The following is a 24,470-nucleotide window of genomic DNA, read 5'->3' as shown; positions in this document are numbered from 1 at the left end:
GGCGAGGCTCAGTGCCGGGCGCTCTCGGTGTGCACGAACTCCACGAGGCGGGCCAGCATGTCAGGGTCGGTCTGCGGGAGTACGCCGTGGCCGAGGTTGAAGATGTGGCCGGGAGCCCGCATCCCGTCCGCCAGGATGGCGCGGGCCTTCTCGGCGACGACCTCCCAGGGGGCGAAGACCAGCGCGGGGTCGAGGTTGCCCTGGACCGCGCGGCCCGCCACCCGGTCGATGCCCGCGCTGAGGGGAACCCGCCAGTCGATTCCCACCACATCCGCTCCGGCGGCGGCCATCTGCGGGAGCAACTCGCCAGTACCGACCCCGAAGTGGATGCGTGGGACGCCGAGCCGCCCCACCTCCTCCAGCACGGCCTGCGAGTGGGGTCGGACGTACGTCTCGTAGTCGGCTGGGGCGAGCGCGCCCGCCCAGGAGTCGAACAGCTGGACCGCGGACGCGCCGGCCTCGACCTGGACCCGGAGGAAGGCGGAGGAGATGCCGGCCAGGCGGGACAGCAGCGCGTGCCAGACGTCGGGAGCGCCGTACATCAGCGCCTTCGTGGCCACGTGATCGCGGCTCGGCCCACCCTCGACCAGGTAGGACGCCAGCGTGAACGGCGCTCCGGTGAAACCGATGAGAGGGGTGCCGCCGAGGTTGCGGACCAGCTCACGGACAGCTTCGGTGACGTACGGAACGTCGGCGGCTTCGAGCGGACGGATCGGGTCGAGGTCGGTGAGGGTCCGGACGGGGTTGGCGACGACAGGTCCCACACCCGGGACGATGTCGAGGTCCAGCCCGATCGCCTTGAGCGGCACCATGATGTCGGAGTAGAAGATCGCGGCGTCTACGGCGTACCTTCGGACCGGCTGCAACGTGATCTCGGTGACGAGGTCCGGCCGGGTGCACGACTCCAGCATCGGGATGCCCTGGCGCACCTTGTGGTACTCCGGCAGGGATCGTCCGGCCTGCCGCATGAACCACACCGGCGTGTGCGGCACTGGCTCGCCGCGGCAGGCCCGCAGGAACGCCGAGTCCTGCGGACGCGCGGGCTGGTCGTGCGAAGCCTTCGCGGTGTCATTCCCAATCATCGTGTCCACAACCTCGCAAGCCTAGGCGGTCGGGTGGACACCCGGCGCGCCGGCCCGGCTGGGTGATCCGCGCGACCTTCTAGCATGGTCGAGGCGTCCGATATCACGGACTTTGCTGAGGTTTTCCCGGGCGGACTGGGCACTGACCAAGATTGTCGGCGCGTCGCAAGCCGACTCCAGGGGGCAGTCGGACGTAGTCTCTCGGGCGTGGCCGCGCGCAGGGATCCGAACGCCCCGCCCGAGGTGTTCCAACGGGCAGTGAGCGAATTGCGTGCCGCGCACCTACGTCCAGAGATCATCTGTGAGGAGGTACCGGCACCCAAGCGGGTCGCGCCCTTTTCCGCGGCGGTCAGCGCCGACGTCGTGGTCGACGACGTTGAGCTCGCCACGGGTCGCCTGGTCCTCCTCCATGACCCCGACGGGCACGAGGCCTGGCAAGGTACCTTCCGGTGTGTGGCGTTCGTTCGAGCGGAGATCGAGGCTGAGATGGTCACCGATCCGCTTCTTGGTGCGGTGGGCTGGTCCTGGCTCACCGAAGCCCTCGACGCCGAGGAGGCGCTCTACACGGCGCTGAGCGGCACCGTGACCCGGGTCGCGTCCGAGAGCTTCGGTGGGATGGCCGACGAGCCGGCGCGCGCCGAGATCGAGCTGCGGGCGTCCTGGACTCCCCTCGACGAGGCGATCGGGAGGCACACGCAGGCGTGGGGGCTCCTCCTGTGCACCGCCGCCGGGTTGCCGCCGGTGGCCGCTGGCGTCGCCGCCCTCCCCGGCCGGCGGGTGAGGAGCCGGTGACGGACGCCACTTCCCTTTCCGGCCCCGTACGCCGCGAGCCCCTACCGCTGTTGAGACCGCGGGACGGACTCCCACCCGTCGTCGAGACCCCCGCCGCCCTGGAGGCGACGATCGCGGCCTTCGCCGCCGGGACCGGTCCAGTCGCGATCGATGCCGAGCGTGCCTCGGGCTACCGCTACTCCCACCGTGCCTATCTTGTCCAGCTTCGCCGGGCCGGTGCCGGGACCGCGCTGATCGATCCCGTCCGGTGTCCTGACCTTCGCGAGCTTGACGCCGTACTCGCCGACACCGAGTGGGTGCTCCACGCCGCCAGTCAGGACCTACCCTGCCTCTCCGAACTCGGCCTGCGTCCCCGCACGCTCTTCGACACCGAGTTGGCCGGACGGTTGCTGTCGTACCCACGCGTCGGGTTGGGAGCGTTGGTCGAGGAGATCCTCGGCCACAGCCTGGAGAAGGGACATTCCGCCGTCGACTGGTCGACCCGGCCGCTTCCCGAGCCCTGGCTCGTCTACGCCGCGCTCGACGTCGAACTCCTGGTTGACCTGCGCCACGCGTTGTCCGACTCGCTCGTTGAGGCGGGGAAGCTGGAGTGGGCCGCGCAGGAGTTCGAGGCGCTGGCCGACCAGCCTCCGCGAGAGTCCCGGCGCGAGCCCTGGCGACGCACCTCCGGGATCCATCGCATCCGCAACCGCCGCGAACTCGCCTACGTGCGCGAGCTCTGGCTGGCCCGTGACAATGCGGCCGAACGTCGCGACGTGTCCCCCGGACGGGTCCTCAGCGATCAGGCGATCATCGCCGCGGCCAGTGCGAAGCCAGCGACCCGAAGCCAGCTCGCGGCGATCCCGCAGTTCGACACCCGCACCACCCGGCGCGACCTCGACCAGTGGTGGGCGGCAGTGCAGCAGGCTCGCAAGGTTTCCGACAGTGAACTCCCCGAGCACACCGCGCCCTACGACGGCCCGCCACCTGCCCGTGCGTGGGCCGATCGTGACCCCTCCGCGGCGGCACGGTTGGCCGCCTGCCGCACCGCACTCCACGATCTGGCCGCGGACCATCACCTACCGCTGGAGAACCTCCTCGCGCCTGACTCGGTCCGCCGCCTGGCGTGGGACCCGCCGGCCGAACCCACCGCCGAGGCGGTTTCGGCCGCGTTGCGGGTACGCGGTGCGCGGCGCTGGCAGATCGAGCTCACCGCGGAGGTGCTGGCCACGGCCTTGGAGCCGCATCACCCCGGACCCCCGTAAGCCCGCGGAGCGTCGCGAGGACTTGGAGGTCGCGCCCCCTATCCGCGCGACCTCTTACTCGCCCCCTCGGGGGGCCCGCAGCAGCTCCACACCGCTCAGCTCCTCCGGCCCGACGGGCCGGTCCATCAAGGCCATGAGCAGTGCCTCAGCCGGTCCACGTACCTCCGGCGTTCCACTTCCGTAACTCCAGTCGAGGTCGGTGGCGACCAGCCGGTGCCCGGGCGCCTGCCGGGCAAGGCGCCCGAACAACCGCGAGGTCGTGAGCAGCTGGAGGCAGGCGCGCAGGTGGTCGCCCGGAAACACCGTTTCGAGGCCGAGCGGCCGCCTGATGTCCTGGTGGTGCACCACCAGGTCGAGGAGCGGGAGTCCGGGCAGGAGCCAGTGCAGTGGGTTCATCCGGTCGCCTTCGAACGCCGCCAACAAGGCGTCGTCGGGGTACGCGGCCATCCGGCGGGCGTTCAGGTCGTTGAGCCGGTCGAGGTCGAACCGCTCCCGCACCGCCCCGGCGAGGAACCCGCCGACACTGGTCCGCATCGCGGACGCGACGTGCCCGGCGACGTGGCGCACGGTCCAGCCGGCACACAGCGATGAAGTCGCCCACTGGTCCGGTGACAAGGACACCAGCGTGGCACGCACCCGCGCCCGCTCGGCCAGAGCGAACCGCCGCAGGTCCGCCCGTGCGTACGCCGGTCCGCCCATCTCCTGACCTCCCGTCCGCCGGACGGCCGTCGTGGCGTCCGGCGAGGATGAGCGTCCCACACGCTCGGTTCGACCCTGCCAGACAGGCCTGAGAGATTCTCAGCCGATTCCCACCGGTCGCTCAGCAGACGTTCAGGCCGTTGCCGCACTGTCGGTCCCATGACGTCGCTGCAAAAGGTTCGTTCCGCCACGCCGCTGCCGATCGCGCATGCGGCCGCAGAAGTCGCCGACCCGCCGGTCACGCTCCTCTATCCGCTGCATGGCGCCTTCGCGATCCGGGACGTCCGGCGCGGCTACGTCGTGGTCGAGCTCCAGCACGGGTTCGTCACGGCGCTCGACGAACATGCGGTCACGGTGACCAGTGCGGACGGCTACACCCGGGCCTACCAGCTCACCGCTGAGGACCTGCGCGGCTTCGAGGTCCTGCACGGCGTTCGACTCACCACCGGCTGCCGGATCGTCGTTACCGCCTCGGCTGACACACCGCCGCGGATCCTGAGCATCGACGAACCCCGCGAGGATGGCACCTTCGCCTCCGGATTCGTGCCCATCCCCCGAGCGTGACGCCGTCGCCGAGCACCGCCCGGCCGGGCGGTGCTCGGCGACGCGCCGGGCCTACCCTCGACGGCGTGTCCGCACCCACGCCTGACCAGTCGCTGATCGACGACGTACGCCGGGAGTTGGGCGAGGCGGCCAACCCGGAGAAGGCCGAGCCGATGCGGGCGTACATGAAGTCGGCGATGCCCTTCCACGGCGTCCAGTCGCCGGGCGTCGCGCGGATCTGCCGGCAGGTGTTCGCGGCCCACTCGCTTGCGGACCGGGCGGTCTGGGACGCCACGGTGCGAGCCCTGTGGGACGGCGCCGCGTACCGCGAGGAACGCTATGCCGCCATCGCCCTGACCGGGCACCGTAGCTACCGCGACTGGCAGGATCGCGAGACGCTCCCGCTCTACGACCACCTGACGGTGACCGGTGCCTGGTGGGACTACGTCGACGAGGTGGCCAGCAAACGGGTCGGACCCATCCTGCGGGCGGATCCCGACCAGGTGACGCCGGTCCTGCGTCGCTGGGCGAACGACGACGACATCTGGCGGCGCCGGGTCGCCATCCTCGCCCAGCTCGGCTCGAAGGCCGCGACCGACCCGCAGCTGCTCGAAGCCTGTCTGGCCCCGAGCCTCACCCGGCCGGAGTTCTTCCTGCGTAAGGCGATCGGTTGGGCGTTGCGGGAGTACGCCCGGACCGACCCGGATTGGGTGCGCCGCTACGTCGACGCGCACGAGCATCAGTTGTCCCCGCTGTCGCGCCGGGAAGCGCTCAAACACCTGCGCTGACGCGGATCAACCAGATCAGGTCGCGCGGCTTAGTTACCAGCGAGTAGCATTACGGGTGACAAGCAGCGCCTGAACGTTCTCAGGACCGAGGAGGGCGACCGTGCCCCGTGAGCTTCGTGATGTCGTTTTCGTCGACGGGGTCCGCACACCGTTCGGTAAAGCGGGCGGGATGTACGCCGAGACCCGTGCTGACGATCTGGTCATCAAGTGCATCCGCGAACTTCTCCGCCGCAACCCGACCCTTCCGGCCGAGCGGGTCGACGACGTGGCGATCGCCGCGACCACCCAGACGGGCGACCAGGGTCTGACCATCGGCCGGACCGCCGCGCTTCTCGCCGGACTCCCCCGCACCGTCCCCGGCTACGCGATCGACCGGATGTGCGCGGGTGCGATGACCGCCGTGACCACCACGGCCTCCGGGATCGCCTTCGGCGCCTACGACGTCGCGATCGCCGGTGGTGTCGAGCACATGGGCCACCACCCGATGGGCGAGGGCGTCGACCCCAACCCGCGGATCATCGCCGAGAAGCTGGTCGACCCGGCCGCCCTGGTGATGGGAGCGACGGCCGAGAACCTCCACGACCGCTACCCCTCGCTCACCAAGGAACGCGCCGACGCGTTCGCGGCCGCGAGCCAGCAGCGCCTCGCCAAGGCGTACGCCGACGGGGTGATCCAGCGCGACCTGGTGCCCGTCGCCACCCGCAGCACCGAGGCCGGATGGGGCCTGGCCACCGCCGACGAGCCCCCGCGGCCCGACACCACGGTCGAAGGGCTGGCCGGCCTGCGCACGCCGTTCCGCCCGCACGGCCGGGTGACGGCCGGCAACGCGGCGGGCCTCAACGACGGCGCCACCGCCTGCGTGATCGCCGCCGAGGACGTCGCCAAGGAGCTTGGCCTCACCCCCAGGATGCGGCTTGTCTCCTACGCGTACGTCGGGGTCGAACCCGAGGTGATGGGTGTCGGACCCATCCCCGCCACGGAGAAGGCACTCAGCAAGGCCGGGTTGACAATCGCGGACATCGACCTGATCGAGATCAACGAGGCGTTCGCGGTCCAGGTGCTGGCGTTCGCCGACCACTTCGGGATCGCCGACGACGACCCGCGGATGAACGCGTACGGCGGGGCGATCGCGGTCGGCCACCCGCTCGCCTCCAGCGGCGTACGCCTGATGCTCCAGCTGGCCAGGCAGTTCGAGGACCGGCCCGACGTGCGGTACGGCCTGACCACCATGTGCGTCGGTATCGGCATGGGCGGCAGCGTGATCTGGGAGAACCCCCACTGGGAGGGCGCAAAGTGAACGGGCTCGCACAGGACTACGCCGAGATCTTCCCCGATGAGGTGGTCACCCACGCGCACGTCCGCGATGTCGAACTCCCGTACGGCGCGGGGACGATGGCGCTGATCACCCTCGACAACGGGCTCGACCACACCCGGCCCAGCTCGTTCGGGCCCAAGGGGCTGGCCGAACTCGACGCGGCACTGGAGTCGGTCCTCAACCGCGACGAGGTCGTGGCGGTCGGCATCACCGGCAAGCCGTTCATCCTCGCGGCGGGCGCGGACATCTCGGGGATGCCCCGGATCACCAAACGCGAGCAGGCGTTGGAGATCGCCCGCTACGGCCACCAGGTCTTCGGCAAGCTCAATGACGGGCGCAAGCCGTCGTTCGGGTTCATCAACGGCCTCGCGATCGGCGGCGGGCTCGAGGTCGTCCTCAACTGCACCTACCGCACCGTCCTCGCCACCACGCCGGCGGTGGCGTTCAGCGAGTGCTTCCTCGGCATCCTGCCCGGGTGGGGTGGCACCTGGCTGCTGCCCAACCTGATCGGCGCCGACCGCGCGGTGAAGGTCATCATCGAGAACGCCCTCAATACCAACCGGATGCTGCGCGGACCCGAGCTCGAGCCGCTCGGGATCGCGGATGCGACGTTCGAGGGTGCGGACTTCCTCGAGCGCTCGATCAACTGGGCGGCGCAGGTGTTGACCGGCCCGATCGAGGTACGCCGGCCGGAGGTCGACCGCGGTGAGGCATGGGACGCGGCCGTCGCGCGTGGCCGGGCGTTCGCTGACGCCAAGGTGCACGGCGGCGCGCCCGCGCCCTACCGCGCGCTCGACATCATCGCCGCGGCGAAGACCTGCACCAAGGCTGATGGCTTCGCGCTGGAGGACGAGGCGCTGGCCGACCTGCTGATGAGCGAGGAGTTCCGGTCCGGGCTGTACGCCTTCGACCTGGTGCAGCGGCGGGCGAAGAAGCCGGTCGGCGTGCCTGACAGGTCGCTGGCCCGCTCGGTCACGAAGGTCGGCATCGTCGGCGCGGGCTTGATGGCGAGCCAACTCGGGCTGCTGTTCGCCCGCCGGTTGCTGGTGCCGGTCGTCCTCACTGACCTCGACGACGAGCGGGTGGAGAGAGGGCTCGCGTACGTCCGGGAGGAGATCGACAAGCTCCTCGCCAAGGGGCGGATCAACGCCGACCAGGCGAACCGGATCAAGGGCCTCGTCACTGGTTCGACCGACAAGAAGGTCTACGCCGACTGCGATTTCGTCCTCGAGGCGGTATTCGAGGAGATGAAGGTCAAGCAGCAGGTGTTCGCCGAGTTGGAGGGCATCGTCTCGCCGGAGTGCGTGCTCGCGACCAACACTTCGTCGTTGTCCGTCACCACCATGGCGTCGCGGCTCAACCATCCCGAGCGGGTCGTCGGCTTCCACTTCTTCAACCCGGTGGCGATCCTGCCACTGCTGGAGGTCGTCCGCGGTGAACGCACCGACGACGCCAGCCTCGCCACAGCGTTCGCGGTCGCGAAGGAGCTGAAGAAGAACGCCATCCTGGTCAGGGACGCGCCCGCGTTCGTCGTCAACCGCATCCTGACGAGGTTCATGGCCGAGGTGACCAGGTGCGTCGACGAAGGTACGCCGGTGGAGGTCGCCGACCAGGCTGTGCTGCCGCTCGGCCTGCCCATGTCGCCGTTCGTCCTGCTGCAGCTCGTCGGTCCGGCCGTCGCCCTCCATGTGGCAGAGACACTGCACGAGGCGTTCCCGGACCGGTTCTACGTCTCCCCCAACCTGCAACGGCTGGTGGCGGCTGGCAAGCCGGGAGTGTGGTCGTGGAACGCACAGGGGCAACCCTTCCTTGACGACGAGACGAAAGCCCTTCTGGAGCAGGGCAGCGACGCCTCGACCGCGGAGCAGGTGCGGGAGCGGGCGCTGGCCGCGGTGGCCGACGAGGTACGCCGGCTGCTCGACGACGGTGTGGTCGCCGAGGCCCAGGACGTCGACCTGGCGATGGCCCTCGGGGCCGGCTGGCCGTTCCACCTCGGCGGGATCACGCCGTACCTCGACCGGAGCGGACTCGCCGAGAAGGCCACCGGTCGCAGGTTCCTGCCCCGCGGCGTGGCCAGCCTCCCCGGCTGACCACCTCGCCACCCGAGTTCACCGCCATCTCCAGCGTTCGAACGAAGTTGATCAATGGTGGTTAGCCGTCGACGTCGACAGCCGGCTGCGGGCCCTGGTCGGGGCCGAGGTGCCGGGCTACGCCGCCGGGTATTCCGTGTATCGCGGACGTATCCAAAACCGCATATGCCACTGCAACGGCCCTCCGGCTCTAATGGGGGCATGAACCACAGCGCATCCCCGTCAGCACCGCCCCGCCGTACGCGCGGGATTGTGCTCGTCAGTCTGGTGATCCTCGGCCTGGCGAGCGCGGCGTTCGCCATACGGCGGCCACTCATGATGTCCGCTCCGAGGTGCATGGCCGGGCGGTGGCACGGCTGCTACGACACGGAGAACGGTGTGGTGCTCATGATGCTGGTCGCGCTGCCGTTGGCCGCGCTGGTGGTGTGGGCTCTGGCGCGCTTTCGGCGTGCCGCCGGCGGCACCTCGGCGTGGCGGATGTCGCTGGCCGAGGTGGGCATGGTCTACGGGACGGTGCCGTTCGTATGGATGACCATGATGCCGGGTCCGGGGGCCGGCGTCGTCCCCGGCCGGGTGAGCCTGGTCCCGCTGCGAGACCTTGCCACGATGGGGCCGCTCGGGATCGGCGGCAACCTGCTGATCTTCGCGGCGCTGGGGTTCTTCGCTCCGATGCGTTTCGCGGCGTTGGCGTCCGTGCCGCGGATTCTGGCGCTTGGGGCAGGCTGCTCGGCCCTGGTCGAAACCGCGCAGTACGTGTTGCGGCTAGACCGGGTGTCCTCCGTGGATGACGTACTGGTCAACGCCGCCGGCGCGGTGCTGGCCGCGCTTGCGTCGCGCCACTGGTGGCGCACCGCGGCGGAGGCGCCGTCGGGCCAGTCCCGCCCCGCGCCGGCACCGGCAGACTGAGTCCCGCGTCCAGCTTGGAACTGCTCAGCGTCAACTCCTACGACCTCGCGGTCCTTGACCGCGACATCCCCGGCCCTTCCGGCACCTGGCACGAACGCCGATGCGGGCGCGGCCATGCGCCACTACACCATCCCTGCGCCGCGCCACGGACCCCGGTGGCACGTGCCGCCGTCCGGCACCTGACTGGCGCCCTCGGCCGCGATGACCCTCGCATTCGAGACGATCGAAGGCCAACTGGGATTGTGAAGACTTTGGGGTGCTACAACACCCCAAAGTCTTCACGCACTTGGCCGAGGTGCCCAGGGGAGTTCGGAGACGCGGAGCCTGACTGAGCCGTACGGCAGCAGCTCGACCTGCTCGCTCTCGCCATCCAGCTCCACCTCAGCAACCGGGCTCGGTGGCGGGGCGTCGGCGGCTCCATGCCGCAGCATCCACGCAGGCAGCCGCCGCGCGCGGGCGCGGAGCCGGATCGGCGCGCCCTCCGGTGAGAACGGCCGCTCCCCCACCTCGCGGCGTTCCAGGTCCAATCCGGCCTCGGGCGCGGCCGGATCGAGTTCGAGCGCGTGGTTCCACGGCTCGGCCGGGTGCACTTCCCAGCTCGTGTGCGGGTCGACGCCGTCGATCCGCTGCCAGGACTCGCCGACCGCCCGGGCGAAGACAAGCGGTCCTCGGCGTACCGAAACGCTGTCCTGCTGGCGATGTTCGACCCGAACGCCGGCCGGCAGCCGGAGAACAAGCGTCTGCTCGCCCGCCCACGTCCGGTCCAGCTCGTGGACAGTGCCCGCATCCACCCGGGCCGGAGCGCCGCCGTCGACGGTCAGCTCGGCGTCCTCGGCCCAGTCGGGGATCCGCAGCCGGAGGGGGAACGCCGTGGGTTCGTCGACGCCGAGCCTGATCGTCACCTCGTCCGCGAACGGGTAGGAGCCAGACACGTCCACGCGGATCCGACTTCCCCGGACCGTCGTGTCGATCCGGCACGGTGCGTACGACAGGGCCAGCAGGCCATCGTCGGGCGTCGCCATCCACAACCGGGCCGCGAACTTCGGCCAGCCCTGGTGACGGTTCGCCGTACAGCAGCCGAAATGTGGTTCGAGTCCGAAGATGTTCGCGTCCGGCCCGTTGTTGGTGTAAAGGCGGTCCTCCGTCACGTGACAGACGACCTGGTTCGCCTGCTGCACGTACTGATGCGCCCACTCGTCCGGCGTGACGGACCCCGGCAGCGCGTTGTAGGCAACGCGCTCGAGCCGATCCGCCAGCGGCTCCAGCACCCCCCAGGTCTCCAGCGCGACCTCGAGCGAGAACAGCAACTCCACCACGGCACAGGTCTCGGTGCCCTGCGACGGATGGCGCCCCGCGAGGTGCTCGTCCGCGCTGAACATCCCCGACGCCTGACCGTGGTGGGTGTCGAGCTGCGCCAGCAGGCGCTGGAGTAGCACCGGCAGCTGAGGGTCCCCGCTCTGCCGCCACCAGACCGCCGGCATCTTCAGACCCATGGCGACGTTGACGCCGTGCGTCGCCATCATGTGGTCATTCATCCAGAGCCCATCGGCCTGCCGCTGGTAGTCCCGCAGCGTCGCGTCCGGCACCTTCTCGGTGTACGGAAGCTCGTCGGCGTACGCCAGCCAGTCATACCCCTGCCGCCGTGCGGTGTCGGCGAGCTCGAGCAGCCAGGACTCACCGGTGAGGTCGTACAACTGGTGCAGCGACCACACCAGGTCGGCCCACCGCGACCGCGCCCACTCCCGCAACGGCCAGCGGTCGAGCAGGTCGCCGAGCGTCCGCGCGAACCGCAGGGCCGCCTTGACAACCCGCTCGTCCCCGGTCGCGGCGTGGTACTGCAGCAGTGCCTTCAGCACCACCATCCGGGGCCAGACGTCGTGGGCTGCGTACGTCTCCTCCCTGTCGGACGTGGGTCGTGGCCCGAGCCAGCCGTCGTCCGCCTGATGGTCGAGGATGTACGCCACCCAGCGGTCGACCTTGGCGCGTAGCCGAGCGTCGTCGAGGAGGAACGCGAGTGGCGTCACGCCGTCCAGCCAGTACGGCCCGCGCTCCCAGCCCTCGGCGGAGCCGCCGATCCAGGCGCTCTCGGCGACATCCGGCCAGACCTCGTCGAGGTGGCCCGCCATCCCGTCGGCCTGGGCCCGGAGCTGGTGGGCCAGCCATCCGGCGGGCCTGAGCTGGCCCAACGGAAGGGGCCGCAACCCGGTCGGCCGCAGGTCCGCGGCTGTCGCTGCATGGTCAGGTGTCTGCGGCGGTTTCGCGATCACCCGACGACCGTATCGTCCGGCCTCCTGCCCACCGTTGTCAGCGCTTCTGAACCGCTTCGGACGGCTGGCCGAGATGGGAATGCTTACGGCTGTACGCGAAGTAGATGCACAGCCCGATCGCCATCCAGACGACGAACCGGATCCACGTTTCGACCGCGAGGTTCAGCATGAGGTAGAAGCAGACGAGCGCGGACACGATCGGCAGGACGGGTACGAACGGCGTGCGGAACGCTCGGGGCAGGTCCGGGCGGGTCCGGCGCAGGATCAGCACTCCGATGCTCACCAGGATGAAGGCGGCGAGCGTCCCGACGTTCACGAGTTCGGCCAGCACGGTGATCGACGTGAACGACGCGAGGATCGCCGCGGCGACACCGACGACGATCGTGATGACGTACGGCGTCCGGAACCTCCGATGCACCCGCGAGAAGCCCTCGGGCAGCAGGCCGTCCCGCGCCATCGCGAACGCCACCCGGGTCTGCCCCAGCAGCAGGATCATGACGACCACGATGATCCCGACCGCGGCTCCAACCGCGATGAGCCGGCCCAGTGCGGGATGACCGGCCTGGACCATGGCGGTGGCGAGGGGCGCCGAGTCAGCCGGGTTGATCCGCCGGAAGCTCTCCATCCCGGTCAGCACCAGGCTGACCGCGACGTACAGCACGGTACAGATCGCGAGCGAACCGATGATCCCGCGCGGCATGTCGTGCTGCGGTCGGTGCGCCTCCTCCGCGGTCGTCGCCACCACGTCGAAGCCGATGAACGCGAAGAACACCACGGCCGCACCACCCGCGACGCCCGCCCAACCGAAGGTCGCCGGCTGCAGCCCGAAGATCGCCTGGATCAGCGGCTGGGTCAGGCCACTGGCGCCCACGCGTGGCTGGCTGGCTGGAACGAACGGCACGAGGTTGCTCGCCTTCACGAGGAAGACGCCCACCAGGACGAACACCACCGCGACTCCGACCTTGATGGCGACCGCGACCTGGTTGATCCGGCTGGACAGCTTGATCCCGACGACGAGGATGCCAGTCAGAGCGAGGATGAGCAGGCCAGCCGGGAGGTTCATGACACCTTCGGCGGTGTTCGCGACCGCCTTGGGGATCTGCAGCGGCGTTCCCTGGAGCGCGGTCGCCAGATAGCCCGACCAGCCGCCCGCCACCGCCGCCGCGGCGACGAAGAACTCCAGGATCAGGTCCCAGCCGATCATCCACGCGATGAGCTCGCCGAGCGTGGCGTAGGAGAAGGTGTACGCCGAACCGGCCACCGGGACCGTCGACGCGAACTCCGCATAACACAGCGCGGCCAGCGCACACGCCACGGCGGCGAGAACGAACGACACCGAGACGGCTGGTCCGGAGTACGACGCGGCCACGGTGCCAGTGAGGACGAACAGCCCGCCACCGATCGTCACGCCGACCCCGAAGACGGTGAGGTCGAGCACACCGAGGTTCTTCTTCAGGCGGTGCTCTGGCTCGAGAGTGTCGGAGATCGCCGCCTCGATCGGCTTCGTCCGCAGCAGGCTCATGCGTCCTCGCTCGCTGCGCTCGCTCATGCCGCGGCAATGCCCTGCCAATGGTGTAACGAAACGGACTCGGACAGTGACTCCGATCAGCCGCCCGGCAGCGGGTCGTGGCCGACGTTGCCGCCTCGAACAATGTTCCAGTAGCTGGAAAATTCCGGATGGAGTAGATTTCAACCTCGTGGAAGAGTCGCGGCGCGAACGTAAGAAGCGGCTGACCAGACAGCGGATCACCATGACGGCGATCAGGCTGTTCGAGGAGCAGGGGTACGAGCAGACCACGGTGGCGCAGATCGCCGCGGCGGCCGATGTCGACCCCAAGACGTTCTTCAACTACTTCCGCAGTAAGGACGAGGTGCTGTTCGCCGACACCGAGCAGGACTACTCAGTGCTGTTCGAGGCGATCGCCGAGCGCCGGCCAGAAGAGAGTCCGGGCGAGGTGCTGGTGCGGATGGTCCGGGAGTACGCCGCCCACCGACGACCCAAGGTTCCCCCTCGAAAGCCGGAGGAGCTGTCGGCGGTGGCCCGGCTGGCCCTGACCACGCCCGCCCTTCAGGCCAAAGGGCTGTACCTCCTGCTGGACCTGCAGCAACGGATCGCCAGCGAACTGCTGAAGGCGTTCCCCGGCCGGCTCGACCCGATCACCGCGGCGGCGATGACCGGATCCCTACTCGGCGCCATCCAGCAGGCGAGCGTGGCGAGCGTCCAACTCGGCCGGTCGCAGGACGAGCTGTGGGAGGCCGCCGAACACGGCCTCGACATCGCGATGTCCGGCCTGCTCTCGGTGCGGCTGCCCACCGAAGATCCGTAGCGAAACACCGCCGCTGCCACTCACTGGAGAAAGGAGCAGATCATCATGGGGGAAAGCGTCCGACAGCTCGCCCGCGAGGCTCGACGCGTCATGCGGCAAGGGCCTGAGGCAATCGAGCAGCAGCAGCGTGTCCACCTGGCCGAACTGGTGGCCTATGCCCGCGCCCACTCGCCGTACTACCGGGAGCTGTACCAGGACTTGCCCGACGGGGTCGACGACCTCGCACTGCTCCCGGTCACCAACAAGAAGAAGCTGATGAGCCGGTTCGACGACTGGGCCACCGACCGGGAGGTGACCCGGGAGAAGGTCGAGGCGTTCGTGGCGGACCCCGACCTCGCGGGGCACCGCTTCCTGGGCCGCTACCTGGTGGCCACCACGTCCGGCACCAGCGGCCTGCGTGGCCTCTTCGTGATCGACGATCGGTATCAGGCGGTGCACACCGCCCTCGGCTCGCGCGTTGGCGGGGTGATGGGAGCCCGCGACCTCATCCGCATGATCACCCGCGCCGGGCGTACCGCCATCGTCTCCGCACCCGGCGGCCACTTCTTCACCGTCGCCGGGGCGGCCAGGTTCCGCCTGGACCACCCGCGGCTCGGCCGGCTGACGCGGGTCTTCTCGATCCACCAGCCGCTGCCGGAGCTGGTCGCCGAGCTCAACCGGTACAACCCCGCCAACCTCGCCGGCTTCCTGAGCATGATCACGATGCTGGCCGGGGAGCAGGAGGCCGGCCGCCTGCGCATCCATCCGGCGATCGTCATCCCTGGCGGTGAGACGTTGACCGAGGACGTCCGGAAGCGGATCGCCACGACCTTCCAGGCCACGGTCCGCGCCGCCTACGCCGCCACCGAGTGTGGCTTCCTCGGCTTGGGATGCGCGCACGACTGGTACCACGTCGCCAGCGACTGGGCCGCGGTCGAGCCGGTCGACACCGACTACCGGCCCGTCCCACCGGGTCAGCCGTCACACACGGTCCTGCTCAGCAACCTCGCCAACCGGGTCCAGCCGATCCTGCGCTACGACCTCGGCGACAGTGTGCTGCTCCGCCCCAACCCCTGCCCATGCGGCAGCCCGTTTCCCGCCATCCGGGTGCAGGGCCGCGCCGCCGACATGCTCACCTTCCCCACCGGCCGCGGGGAGCACGTCAGCATCTCACCGATGCTGTTCGGCACCGCGCTGGACCGCGTTACCGGCGTCGAGCGGTTCCAGGTCGTCCAGACCGCGCCCACCACGCTGCGCGTACGCCTGCAGCCCTCGGCGGGTGCCGATGCCGACCGGGTGTGGCAGGCGGTGCGCGACGAGATCACCCACCTGCTCACCGAGCACAAGGCCGACCACGTCACGCTCGAGCGCGCCGAGGAGCCACCGCAGCAGTCACCCGGCGGCAAATACCGCAGGATCATCCCGCTGACCTGAATGCCGACCTCTTAAGAGGTCGCGCGACCTCTTAGCTAGGTACGCGGCAGCGGGTGGTGGTCGCCCTCAACCAGGGTCGCTCCGTCGAGGCGGGCCACCCGCTCGACGATGTCCCGGGCGAGGTCCTGGGCGCCGAGCCCGATCTCGACCAGCAGGCTCGGCCGCTTGTCGTGATCGAGGAACCGCTGTGGGATGCCAGCGATATGCAGCGGCGTCGTGATCCCCGCGTCAGCGAGCGCGAGGGCGAGCGCGGCCCCGCACCCTCCGACCCGGCCGTTGTCCTCCACCGACACGACCACCCGATGCTCGCGGGCCAGGTCGAGAAGGGCGGGATCGATCGGCTTCACCCAACGCGGGTCCACGACAGTCACGCCGATCCCCTGCTCGCTGAGCCGGGCCGCCACGTCGACACAGGTCGACGCCATGCCGCCGATCGAGACGACGAGGACGTCACGCTCCCCGGCGCGGACAAGCACGTCGGTCTCGCCCACCCGGTCGATCGCGGGAATGTCGTCGGCGACCGCGCCCTTGGAGAACCGCACGACGGTGGGGCCGTCATCGATCGCCACCGCTTCCCGAAACAGCTCACGCAGCCGGGCGCCGTCTCGCGGCGCGGCGATCCGGAGACCCGGAACGACCTGAAGGATGGAGAGGTCCCACATGCCGTTGTGGCTCGGACCGTCCTCGCCGGTGATGCCGGCCCGGTCGAGGACGAACGTCGCCGCGCAACGGTGGAGCGCGACGTCCAGGAGGAGTTGGTCGAACGCGCGGTTGAGGAACGTCGAGTAGATCGCGACGACGGGGTGCAGCCCACCCATCGCGAGCCCGGCCGCGGAGGTGACGGCGTGCTGCTCCGCGATCCCGACATCGAAGAACCGCTCGGGGAACTCGTCGGCGAAGGCGTCCAGACCGGTGGGGTACGTCATCGCCGCCGTGATCGCCACGATGTCGCGGCGTTCCCGACCAACGGCGAGGAGCTCCTCACTGAAGACCTTCGTCCAGGTCCCGGTCTGGTCGGTCCGGGTCTGGTGCAGACAGTCCTGTTCGTCCCGCTCGGCGACGTCGTAGCCGAAGCCCTTCCGGGTGACGCAGTGCACCAGCACCGGACCACCGAACGCCTTCGCCTGCTCCAGGGCATGCTCGACGGCGGACAGATCGTGCCCGTCGATCGGCCCGACGTACTTCAGACCGAGGTCCTCGAAGAGCCCCTGCGGCGCCAGCACGTCCTTGAGCCCACGCTTCACGCCGTGCAGCACGTCGTAGACCGGTGCGCCGACGAGGGGGGTACGACTGAGCGAGCGCTTGACGAGCTCGAGCACCTGCTCATACCGAGGATTGGTGCGCAGGGCGTTGAGGTGTTCGGCGAGCCCGCCCACGGTCGGGTTGTAGGAGCGGCCGTTGTCGTTGACGACGATGACAAGCGGCCTGTCCTTGGCAGCGGCGATGTTGTTGAGCGCTTCCCAGGCCATACCGCCGGTCAGGGCGCCGTCGCCGACGACGGCCACCACGTGCCGGTCCTCACCCCGAAGTTGGTAGGCCTTGGCGAGCCCATCGGCGTACGACAGCGCGGTGGACGCGTGGGAGTTCTCGATGATGTCGTGCTCGGACTCAGCCTGGCTCGGATAGCCGGACAGGCCGCCCTTCTGCCGAAGCTTGTCGAACCCATCCAGGCGGCCAGTGAGCATCTTGTGGACGTAGGCCTGGTGGCCCACGTCGAAGAGGATCCGGTCATGCGGGGAGTCGAACACCCGGTGCAGGGCGAGCGTCAGCTCGACGATGCCGAGGTTGGGACCAAGGTGGCCGCCCGTGAGGGACACCTTCGTGACCAGGAAGTCGCGGATCTCCAGCGCGAGGGTGGCGAGCTGCTGCTCAGACAGGCCAGCGAGGTCGGACGGGCCCTTCACCGTCTCCAACACGCTCATGCACGTCCTCGCTTCGCTCCGGGCGCGCATGAGGCACACAAGGCGCTGCGCTGCATGATTCGCTCGCTGCGCTCGCTCATGCACGTCCTCGCTTCGCTCCGGGCGCGCATGAAGCGTTCCAGGCACAGTGTTGAACGATCCGCTCGCTCACCGCTTGCTCCCTCCTCAGGCGCGGCCGGCCGGCGGGATCCCCACGACGGGGTCGGGAGCCGGGCCACGCTGTCCGCTCGAGTCTAGAGTGCACTGCCTACGGCACCTCAGACGCCAAAATCGGTCGTAAGGTTCGCCACGCCGCTCCCCGCACGCGCGTGGCGACGCTCCGGAGTGGCGTAGTGTGCTTCGATCACCGCGGATAACTAGGGCGACTGCACACGGTGATGACGCGCTGGCGTGGGAGACGCGGCGTGTTCGTGCCGGTGCTCGAGGTGTTCGGCGGCGAGGACGAGCGCGCCGAGTACCTCCGCCCGCTCCCCTGTCTCAGCCGCCACCACCGGCGTCCCCGCCACCGAGAGGACGGCGTACCGCGGTATAGACGCCCGCAGCGGATCGAGCAGAACGTCGCCTGCCGCCGCGAGGTCGCCACCGACGACCACCCGCTCGGGGTTGACCACGTTGCACAGGTTCGCCGCGACGAAGCCGATGTGCCGGGCGGCGTCCGCGATCACCCGCCGGCAGCCGCCATCACCGGCGAGCGCCCGGGCCACGAGGTCCTCGACGGTACGCAGGTCGGGATGGCTGCGCCGGATGAGTTCGAGGAGGTACGGCGCTCCGACGAGCGTCTCGAGACAGCCGCGGTTGCCGCACGAACACACCGGCCCGGTCTCGTCGATCGTGAGGTGGCCGATCTCGCCAGCGGAGCCGGCGAAGCCGCGATAGACGTAGCCGTCCACCACCAGCCCGGCGCCCAGACCCGTCGCGGCCTTGACGTACGCGAGGTTCGCCACGCCGCGTCCCGCACCGAAGTGCAGCTCTCCCCGGGCGCCCAGATTGGCGTCGTTGTCGGCGACCACCGGGACCTCCAGTCGCTGGGCGAGGTCCCGAGCCGGGTCGATGTCCTCCCAGCCGGGCAGGATCGGCCAGGAGGCGAGCGAGCTTCCCGTCGGCGGCAACGGGGCGGGCAGACCAACCCCGGCCGCCTTGAGTTCGCCTCGTCCCACGCCGAGTTCGTCGAGGACCTCCGCCACGAGCTTCTCGGCGACGGCGAACGCGGTCGCCGACGAGGCGCCGACGTCACAGGCGTGCCGGCGCTCGGCGAGGACGTCGAAGCGCAGGTCTGCCACCGCGACCCTGATGTGCCGGTGGCCGAAGTCGACGCCTGCCACCAGCCCGTCCGCCGAACAGATCCGCACTTCCTGCGCCCGGCGGCCGCCTCTGATGCCCGGCGACAGCTCGACCGCACCGCGGTCACCCAGCTGGTGAACGATGTTGGAAACTGACGCGGGTGAAAGACCGGTCAGCCGCGCGATCTCGGCCTGACTGAGTACGCCGTGTGCTCGAACCGTTGCCAGCACCCGGTGGATATTCGCCGCCCGCAGCGACGCCTGAGACCCAGGCCGGTGCGTCACGCGCCAAAGGAAACTCGCACGTAACGTGATCGTCAAGGGGATGCGCGAAGATCGGCACTGCCGTAACCGGTCGTCCCGGCTCGCGGTGCGGTTGGCCGGTCAGGATCCGCCAGCTCCGGCGGCCGGATCGTACGCTCGGGCGCATGGACAGCTGCGCCTTCTGCGAGGTCGCCGCCGGCGCTCCCGCGTACGTCGTTCTCGACGAGCCGAGGTTCCTCGCGTTCCTCGACCGGCGCCCGGTCTTCAAGGGCCACGTCCTCCTCATCCCGCGCAGCCACATCGGCACGCTGGTCGACCTGCCTGACAACCTGCGCGACCCGTACCTCCAGGCCGTCCAGCGGCTCGCCCGCGCGATGGAAGACGGCCTGGGCGCGCAGGGCTCCTTCGTCGCGATCAACAACCGGGTCAGCCAGAGCGTCCCGCACCTGCACACCCACGTCATACCGCGAACCCGCGGAGACGGGCTTCGCGGCTTCCTGTGGCCGCGCCGGAAGTACGCCGATGACGCCGAGGCCGAGGAGTACGCCGGCCGCCTCCGCGCCGCCCTTTGAAAAGTCGCCGGTGAGCCGGCTCAGGACCTGGCGGCGAGCACGGCACGTACGGCGTCCCGCACGACATCTGGCCGATCCAGGTGCATGAGATGCCGGCTCCCTTCCACGAGGAAGATCTCGGCGTGCGGCCGGAACCTCGCGGCCAGCCAGTGCTGGTGGCGTACCGACTCCGCGCGCGAGTCCGCGGCGACAAGGAGCCGGGTGGGCAGCGTCAGCGCCGCGTCTTTGCGCAGCAGGACGTCATACCGGAGGTCCGCGAGCTCGACAGCCCAGCGGTAGTAGCGGCCGAACCCGCGTACCTGCGCGGCGAGCGCCGCGGGAGTACCGAACGCGCGGAGGATGGCGTCCCGGTCCAGCGGATCGGCCGTCTGGGCGCCGAAGCGGATCGTCGCGCGGCGGAACGCGAGCCCCAGCCGAGCCGTGACCGCCTCTGGCAGGCGGCCGGCGACGGATCCCAACGACTCCGCACCTGGCGCGAGGGCCGCAGTCCACCGGGCCGGCGAGGGCTCCACGGACGGGTCCGCCAGAACCATCCCGGCCAGCCGGTCGGGCCGCCTCATGGCGAGCGCCTCGGCGGGCATCGCTCCCATCGACTGCGCGACCACCACGACGGGTTCGGGCGAGGCGTCGAGGACGGCCTCGGCAGCGTCGACCACGTGCTCGAGCGACGGCGCCGGCAGGAACCCCGGCACGGCGCTGGCCACCACCTCCGCCGGTACGTCCAACTCCGTGGTCACCGCGATCCACTCGGCCTCGCAGCCGGCGAGCCCAGGCAGGATGACGACGCGGTACGCGCCACGTGAGACGACCGACACTCCCCTACTCTGACCTAGTGTCCTGTGCGGCAACGAACTTCCGACGCAGGACACTAGGAATGCCGATGAGTTCCGCACCGGCACAACGTCCGGCGCGTAACCGACACTCCGGGAGTTAACGCGTGGCGTCGCACGAGGGCGCCAGGGCAGCCGTCCTGGCCACCTGGATCGCGCGGTATCTGCGGGCCGTGGCGGTCTTCTGTGTGATCACAGCGCTCTTCCCACCCCTGCGTCCCCCGCTCGAGCCGCTGCGCGCGGCGATCGAGCTCACCACGATCAGTGCCCAGCCAAACCTCGCCTACGCCGCATATCTGGGCATCCTCGCCGCTGCGGTCGGCCGGCGGAAGCGGATCGCCTGGTGGTTCCTGGTGCTCCTGCTCATCGTCCCCAACATGGCCTACGACGTGGGCGAGGTCGTACTGAAGCACCATGGCCTGCTCAGCCTTCTGGTCCTCACCGGTGTGCTCGTGATCCTCCTGCTGGCCCGCCCCGCCTTCGACGCGAAGGTCGCGCCACGGGCGGGTTGGCGGGCCCTCGCGACGGTCGCCGTCGCGATCGTCGCCGGCTTCGTCCTCGGCATGGCGGCCATCACCGCCTTCCCCGGCCGGTTGGTCACACTGGGCGATCGCGTCGTGACCGTCCTGGTGTTCCTCACCGGCGGGACCGACGTCTACAACAACCGGCTCGACCTCTTCCGCGAGATCAGCTCGCCGCCTCCGCTCCATGGCGTCGCGGTCTTCCTCGGGGTCCTCGGGGCCGCCGTACAGCTGGCCGGCGCGTGGGTGCTCTTCCGGCCCGGCCGAAAGACGCTGTACCAGACACCTGAGGACGAACGCCGCATCCGCCAACTCCTCGCGAGCCACGGTGGCGACGACTCGCTCGGCTACTTCGCGACCCGCCGCGACAAGTCCGCGATCTTCTCCCCCGACGGTCAGAGCGCGATCGCCCACCGCGTCGTCGCGGGGGTGAGCCTCGCCAGCGGCGATCCGGTGGGTGACCCGGCGCGCTGGTCGGGTGCCGTGCGTTCCTGGCTGGCGGAGGCCCGCGAGTTCGCGTGGACGCCGGCTGTCATGGGGGTCACCGAGCGTGGTGCCCGCGCCTATGCCGACGAGGGCCTGCACGTTCTCGAACTCGGCGACGAGGCCGTGCTGTATGTCGCCGACTTCCGGTTGTCCGGTCGGCACATGCGTGGCGTACGCCAGGCAGTCCAGCGGCTCGGACGCGCCGGCTACACCTGCCGGATCCGGCGCCACTCCGAGCTCAGCGCCTCGGAGCTGGCCGAGGTGGCGGCCGACGCCGAACGCTGGCGCGACACCGAGAAGGAACGCGGCTTCTCCATGGCACTGGGCCGGCTCGACGACCAGCGGGACCGGCACTGCGTGCTGGTCGAGTGCTTCGACGTCCATGGGGTACGCCGCGCCCTCCTGTCGTTCGTCCCATGGGGGCGGCGCGGCCTCTCGCTCGACGTCATGCGACGGTCGCCGACGGCGGCCAACGGCGTGGTCGAACTCATGGTGACCCGGCTTGTCGAGTCGGCCGGCGGGCTCGGGGTCGACCGCATCTCGCTGAACTTCGCGGTGTTCCGTGGCGGGCTGGTCGAAGGCGCACAGATCGGCGCCGGGCCGATCGCCCGGATCTGGCGTCGTACCCTCCTGCTCGCCTCGCGCTGGTGGCAGATCGAGGCGCTCTACCGGGCCAACGCGAAGTTCGAGCCGGAGTGGATCCCGCGCTATATCTGCTACCCGAGCTCGCGCGACCTTCCCCGGATCGTGCTGGCGTCGGGTGTCGCCGAGGGCTTCCTCCCGGCCTGGTCGGGCCGCCGCGCACGCCCGACCCCTCGCCGACCGGTCACCGAGCCGCCAGCCATGCCCCTCGTGGCGTCGACCCTCCAGCCGGTGACGCCGCAGCCTGCCGATCACGACGAGTGGGACGTGTGGGAGGAGCAAGCTGACATCGACCGCCTGGCCACCGAGCGCGAGGCGGCCCTCCCCGAGCAGGAGCGGGTACGCCGCGACAAGCTCCGCCGGCTCCGCGCGGACGGCCTCGACCCCTATCCGGTCGGCTACCCCCGGACCGCGACCGCCGCCGAGCTGCACGAACGGTACGCCGACCTCGGCCCTGACACCTGGACGACCGACCGCGTGGGTGTCGCCGGCCGGGTCCTCCGGATGCGTACCCTCGGCCGCCTGGCCTTCGCGACTGTGCGGGACGGCACGGGCGACATCCAGGTGATGCTCGACCTGGCCAAGGAGTCCGACCGGACGGCGTTCGAGCGGTGGAAGAGGTACGTCGACCTGGGCGACCACGTGGGCGTCACCGGCGTGGTGGGAACGACCCGGACGGGTGAGCTGACAGTGCACGGAGGGTCCTGGGCGCTCACCTCCAAGTGCCTGCGCCCCCTGCCGGACAAGTGGCACGGCCTGGCCAACCCCGAGGCACGCGTCCGGGAGCGCGCGATCGACCTGGCGGTCCGGCCCGAGGCGCGGGCGGTGTTCGCGCAGCGGCGGGCGGTGATCGCGGCGATCCGTGACACGCTACGGTCCCGCGCCTTTGACGAGGTCGAGACACCCATGCTGCAGGCCGTGCACGGCGGGGCGAACGCGCGTCCGTTCACCACCCACATCCATGCCTACGACCTGCCGCTCTATTTGCGGATCGCGCCCGAGCTCTACCTCAAGCGGCTGCTCGTCGGTGGCATGGAGCGGGTCTTCGAGCTCAACCGGAACTTCCGCAACGAGGGCGCCGACGCCACGCACAACCCGGAGTTCACGATGCTGGAGGCGTACGAGGCGTACGCCGACTACGGCTCGATGCGCTCCCTCGCCCGCGAGCTGATCCTTGCCGCCTGCCGGGCCGCCCTCGGGGGCACGGTCGTCGCCCACCGCAACACCGACGGGACGACCACGGAGGTCGACCTGGCCGAACCCTGGAACGTCGTCGGGGTTCACGAGGCGGTCAGCGCCGCACTCGGTGAGGAGGTGACGCCCGACACCGAGCTCGCCCAGCTGACCAAACTCGCGAACCGCGCCGGGGTTCAGCTCCCTCAGTCTGGGTCCGCGGGCGTGGCGGTCGCCCAGTTGTACCAGGAACTGGTCGAACGCCAGACGGCCGGACCGATCTTCTACTGCGACTTTCCCACCGACGTCTCACCGCTCACCCGTCCCCACCGGGTGGACCCGCGCCTCGCCGAGCGCTGGGATCTGGTCGCCTTCGGCGTCGAGCTTGGTACGGCGTACTCCGAACTCGTCGACCCCGTCGAGCAGCGCCGCCGACTCACCGAGCAGTCGTTGCTGGCGGCCGGCGGGGACGCCGAAGCGATGCAACTGGACGAGGACTTCCTCCGGACGCTGGAGTACGGCATGCCGCCCGCCGGCGGGCTCGGCCTCGGCATCGACCGGTTGGTCATGCTGCTCACGGGCCTGTCGATTCGCGACACGTTGCTGTTCCCGCTGGTACGGTCGAGCGGCCATACTGGCAACGACACGAAAGACAGCTGAGCCGCCCGTTGGGGGAGGAAACCTTTCCCGCATCGTAGGGAGCCGTTCCGGTCTGACGCGCGTCTGAGCACCCACGGGGATCCAGTCGTCACCGACTCAGGAGGTCCTGTCATGACAGGCGTCCGTCCTCGTGCGGCCGTTCTCGCCACCATCGGAGCGCTCGCGGTTGCCGGCAGCGCATACTTCGACTGGCTGTCCAACCGCTCTCCCCGCGGTGTTCAGCTGGAACGACTTCTCATGCAACCCGACTCGGTCGACACCGCGTCGTCGTACTGGCTGTCGATGGCCGCGCCCCTCGCGGTGGCCGGCGCGATAGGAGTGCTCGGCGCGCTCGTGCTGTCCAGGGTCGTGTTGTGGTTGGCGTTCCTCGTCGAACTTGCCACCTTGGCGCTGTGGGTGACCACAGTGGCGTTTGATGCCGCACCGGGGCAGCTCAGCATCGGCGATCTCCAGCCCGGTGCGTGGATCAGCGCCGGTGGGCTCGTTCTCCTGCTCATCGGAGCAATCGCGTTGCGGCCTCGGAGCACCGAGGACGAGGAGGAAGCCGAAGACGACAACTTCTTCCGGACGCCGCCACTGAAGGACCCCGCGCCCGCCGACAGGGGCTTCTGAGCCCGGGGCGCCTGACGTCGCGGCCTTCCCGCGAGGTCACCC

Annotated in this window: 19 protein-coding genes and 1 pseudogene; 13 read left to right on the top strand and 7 right to left on the bottom strand. The window is 70.1% G+C overall.

Annotated features, from left to right (window positions below; translation table 11 throughout):
* Positions 1–8: 8 nt before the first annotated feature.
* Complete coding sequence (hemE, locus tag B141_RS0113710) at positions 9–1,082, bottom strand: uroporphyrinogen decarboxylase (RefSeq protein WP_026257197.1); 1,074 nt, start codon at positions 1,080–1,082, stop codon at positions 9–11.
* A 207-nt stretch (positions 1,083–1,289) separates the two neighbouring features.
* Between hemE and B141_RS0113705 the strand changes: the two genes are divergently transcribed.
* Positions 1,290–1,874, top strand: a complete 585-nt coding sequence (locus tag B141_RS0113705; protein WP_020575746.1) for a DUF3000 domain-containing protein — start codon at positions 1,290–1,292, stop codon at positions 1,872–1,874.
* Positions 1,871–3,118 carry a ribonuclease D gene (locus B141_RS0113700; RefSeq protein WP_020575745.1) on the top strand — a complete coding sequence of 416 codons (1,248 nt, stop codon included), beginning with the start codon at positions 1,871–1,873 and terminating at the stop codon, positions 3,116–3,118. The genes B141_RS0113705 and B141_RS0113700 overlap by 4 nt, the downstream gene beginning before the upstream one ends.
* Before the next feature lie 54 nt (positions 3,119–3,172).
* Here B141_RS0113700 and B141_RS40505 read toward each other — a convergent pair whose 3' ends face one another.
* Positions 3,173–3,817, bottom strand: coding sequence for a maleylpyruvate isomerase family mycothiol-dependent enzyme (locus B141_RS40505; protein WP_020575744.1), 645 nt, complete (start codon positions 3,815–3,817; stop codon positions 3,173–3,175).
* A 159-nt stretch (positions 3,818–3,976) separates the two neighbouring features.
* On the opposite strand from B141_RS40505, the gene B141_RS48640 reads away from it, so the two are divergent.
* From B141_RS48640 to B141_RS52550, 6 genes and pseudogenes are all read left to right on the top strand, one after another.
* Complete coding sequence (locus B141_RS48640) at positions 3,977–4,381, top strand: hypothetical protein (RefSeq protein ID WP_020575743.1); 405 nt, start codon at positions 3,977–3,979, stop codon at positions 4,379–4,381.
* A gap of 65 nt (positions 4,382–4,446) precedes the next feature.
* Positions 4,447–5,148: a DNA alkylation repair protein gene (locus B141_RS0113685; protein ID WP_020575742.1), complete on the top strand. Its 702-nt coding sequence runs from the start codon at positions 4,447–4,449 to the stop codon at positions 5,146–5,148.
* Positions 5,149–5,248: 100 nt separating this feature from the next.
* Positions 5,249–6,445, top strand: a complete 1,197-nt coding sequence (locus tag B141_RS0113680; RefSeq protein WP_020575741.1) for a thiolase family protein — start codon at positions 5,249–5,251, stop codon at positions 6,443–6,445.
* Positions 6,442–8,553 carry a 3-hydroxyacyl-CoA dehydrogenase NAD-binding domain-containing protein gene (locus B141_RS0113675; RefSeq protein ID WP_020575740.1) on the top strand — a complete coding sequence of 704 codons (2,112 nt, stop codon included), beginning with the start codon at positions 6,442–6,444 and terminating at the stop codon, positions 8,551–8,553. The genes B141_RS0113680 and B141_RS0113675 overlap by 4 nt, the downstream gene beginning before the upstream one ends.
* Before the next feature lie 201 nt (positions 8,554–8,754).
* Positions 8,755–9,459 carry a VanZ family protein gene (locus B141_RS0113670; protein ID WP_040421223.1) on the top strand — a complete coding sequence of 235 codons (705 nt, stop codon included), beginning with the start codon at positions 8,755–8,757 and terminating at the stop codon, positions 9,457–9,459.
* 8 nt (positions 9,460–9,467) lie between these two features.
* Positions 9,468–9,542 (top strand): annotated as a pseudogene (locus B141_RS52550) (response regulator transcription factor); the annotation flags it as partial.
* A gap of 195 nt (positions 9,543–9,737) precedes the next feature.
* Here B141_RS52550 and B141_RS0113665 read toward each other — a convergent pair.
* Together B141_RS0113665 and B141_RS0113660 are read right to left on the bottom strand one after the other, a co-directional pair.
* Complete coding sequence (locus tag B141_RS0113665) at positions 9,738–11,726, bottom strand: beta-L-arabinofuranosidase domain-containing protein (RefSeq protein ID WP_020575738.1); 1,989 nt, start codon at positions 11,724–11,726, stop codon at positions 9,738–9,740.
* A 37-nt stretch (positions 11,727–11,763) separates the two neighbouring features.
* Positions 11,764–13,275 (bottom strand): amino acid permease, encoded by a 1,512-nt coding sequence (locus B141_RS0113660; protein ID WP_026257196.1) that lies wholly within the window; start codon positions 13,273–13,275, stop codon positions 11,764–11,766.
* A gap of 148 nt (positions 13,276–13,423) precedes the next feature.
* Here B141_RS0113660 and B141_RS0113655 point away from each other — a divergent pair, with 148 nt between their 5' ends.
* Together B141_RS0113655 and B141_RS0113650 are read left to right on the top strand one after the other, a co-directional pair.
* Complete coding sequence (locus B141_RS0113655) at positions 13,424–14,053, top strand: TetR/AcrR family transcriptional regulator (protein WP_020575736.1); 630 nt, start codon at positions 13,424–13,426, stop codon at positions 14,051–14,053.
* A gap of 45 nt (positions 14,054–14,098) precedes the next feature.
* Complete coding sequence (locus B141_RS0113650) at positions 14,099–15,466, top strand: phenylacetate--CoA ligase family protein (protein ID WP_020575735.1); 1,368 nt, start codon at positions 14,099–14,101, stop codon at positions 15,464–15,466.
* 35 nt (positions 15,467–15,501) lie between these two features.
* On the opposite strand, the gene dxs is transcribed toward B141_RS0113650, so the two are convergent.
* Both dxs and B141_RS40500 read right to left on the bottom strand, forming a co-directional pair.
* The gene (dxs, locus tag B141_RS0113645) at positions 15,502–17,388 is read right to left on the bottom strand and encodes a 1-deoxy-D-xylulose-5-phosphate synthase (RefSeq protein ID WP_020575734.1); all 1,887 of its coding nucleotides are present in this window, start codon (positions 17,386–17,388) and stop codon (positions 15,502–15,504) included.
* 356 nt (positions 17,389–17,744) lie between these two features.
* Positions 17,745–18,953 carry an ROK family transcriptional regulator gene (locus B141_RS40500; RefSeq protein ID WP_202805762.1) on the bottom strand — a complete coding sequence of 403 codons (1,209 nt, stop codon included), beginning with the start codon at positions 18,951–18,953 and terminating at the stop codon, positions 17,745–17,747.
* Positions 18,954–19,096: 143 nt separating this feature from the next.
* Here B141_RS40500 and B141_RS0113635 point away from each other — a divergent pair, with 143 nt between their 5' ends.
* Complete coding sequence (locus B141_RS0113635; RefSeq protein ID WP_020575732.1) at positions 19,097–19,504, top strand: HIT family protein; 408 nt, start codon at positions 19,097–19,099, stop codon at positions 19,502–19,504.
* A gap of 20 nt (positions 19,505–19,524) precedes the next feature.
* Here the strand turns inward: B141_RS0113635 and B141_RS0113630 are convergent, their stop codons facing one another.
* The gene (locus B141_RS0113630; RefSeq protein ID WP_020575731.1) at positions 19,525–20,319 is read right to left on the bottom strand and encodes an alpha/beta fold hydrolase; all 795 of its coding nucleotides are present in this window, start codon (positions 20,317–20,319) and stop codon (positions 19,525–19,527) included.
* Between the two features lie 122 nt (positions 20,320–20,441).
* Between B141_RS0113630 and lysX the strand changes: the two genes are divergently transcribed.
* The gene (gene lysX / locus B141_RS0113625; RefSeq protein WP_020575730.1) at positions 20,442–23,816 is read left to right on the top strand and encodes a bifunctional lysylphosphatidylglycerol synthetase/lysine--tRNA ligase LysX; all 3,375 of its coding nucleotides are present in this window, start codon (positions 20,442–20,444) and stop codon (positions 23,814–23,816) included.
* A gap of 111 nt (positions 23,817–23,927) precedes the next feature.
* Positions 23,928–24,428: a hypothetical protein gene (locus tag B141_RS0113620; protein WP_020575729.1), complete on the top strand. Its 501-nt coding sequence runs from the start codon at positions 23,928–23,930 to the stop codon at positions 24,426–24,428.
* The last annotated feature ends 42 nt before the right edge of the window (positions 24,429–24,470 follow it).

It is taken from the genome of Actinopolymorpha alba DSM 45243, from assembly GCF_000373925.1.
GTDB classification, from domain to species: Bacteria; Actinomycetota; Actinomycetes; order Propionibacteriales; family Actinopolymorphaceae; genus Actinopolymorpha; species Actinopolymorpha alba.
This window is presented reverse-complemented; position numbering and strand designations above follow the sequence as displayed.

Bases quoted from the DNA above. Each gene is read 5' to 3' on its own strand.
- B141_RS0113635 (WP_020575732.1), top strand. From the start codon at position 19,097: ATGGACAGCTGCGCCTTCTGCGAGGTCGCCGCCGGCGCTCCCGCGTAC.
- B141_RS40505 (WP_020575744.1), bottom strand. From the start codon at position 3,817: ATGGGCGGACCGGCGTACGCACGGGCGGACCTGCGGCGGTTCGCTCTG.
- B141_RS0113670 (WP_040421223.1), top strand. From the start codon at position 8,755: ATGAACCACAGCGCATCCCCGTCAGCACCGCCCCGCCGTACGCGCGGG.
- B141_RS0113660 (WP_026257196.1), bottom strand. From the start codon at position 13,275: ATGAGCGAGCGCAGCGAGCGAGGACGCATGAGCCTGCTGCGGACGAAG.
- dxs (WP_020575734.1), bottom strand. From the start codon at position 17,388: ATGAGCGTGTTGGAGACGGTGAAGGGCCCGTCCGACCTCGCTGGCCTG.
- B141_RS0113620 (WP_020575729.1), top strand. From the start codon at position 23,928: ATGACAGGCGTCCGTCCTCGTGCGGCCGTTCTCGCCACCATCGGAGCG.
- hemE (WP_026257197.1), bottom strand. From the start codon at position 1,082: ATGATTGGGAATGACACCGCGAAGGCTTCGCACGACCAGCCCGCGCGT.
- B141_RS48640 (WP_020575743.1), top strand. From the start codon at position 3,977: ATGACGTCGCTGCAAAAGGTTCGTTCCGCCACGCCGCTGCCGATCGCG.
- B141_RS0113650 (WP_020575735.1), top strand. From the start codon at position 14,099: ATGGGGGAAAGCGTCCGACAGCTCGCCCGCGAGGCTCGACGCGTCATG.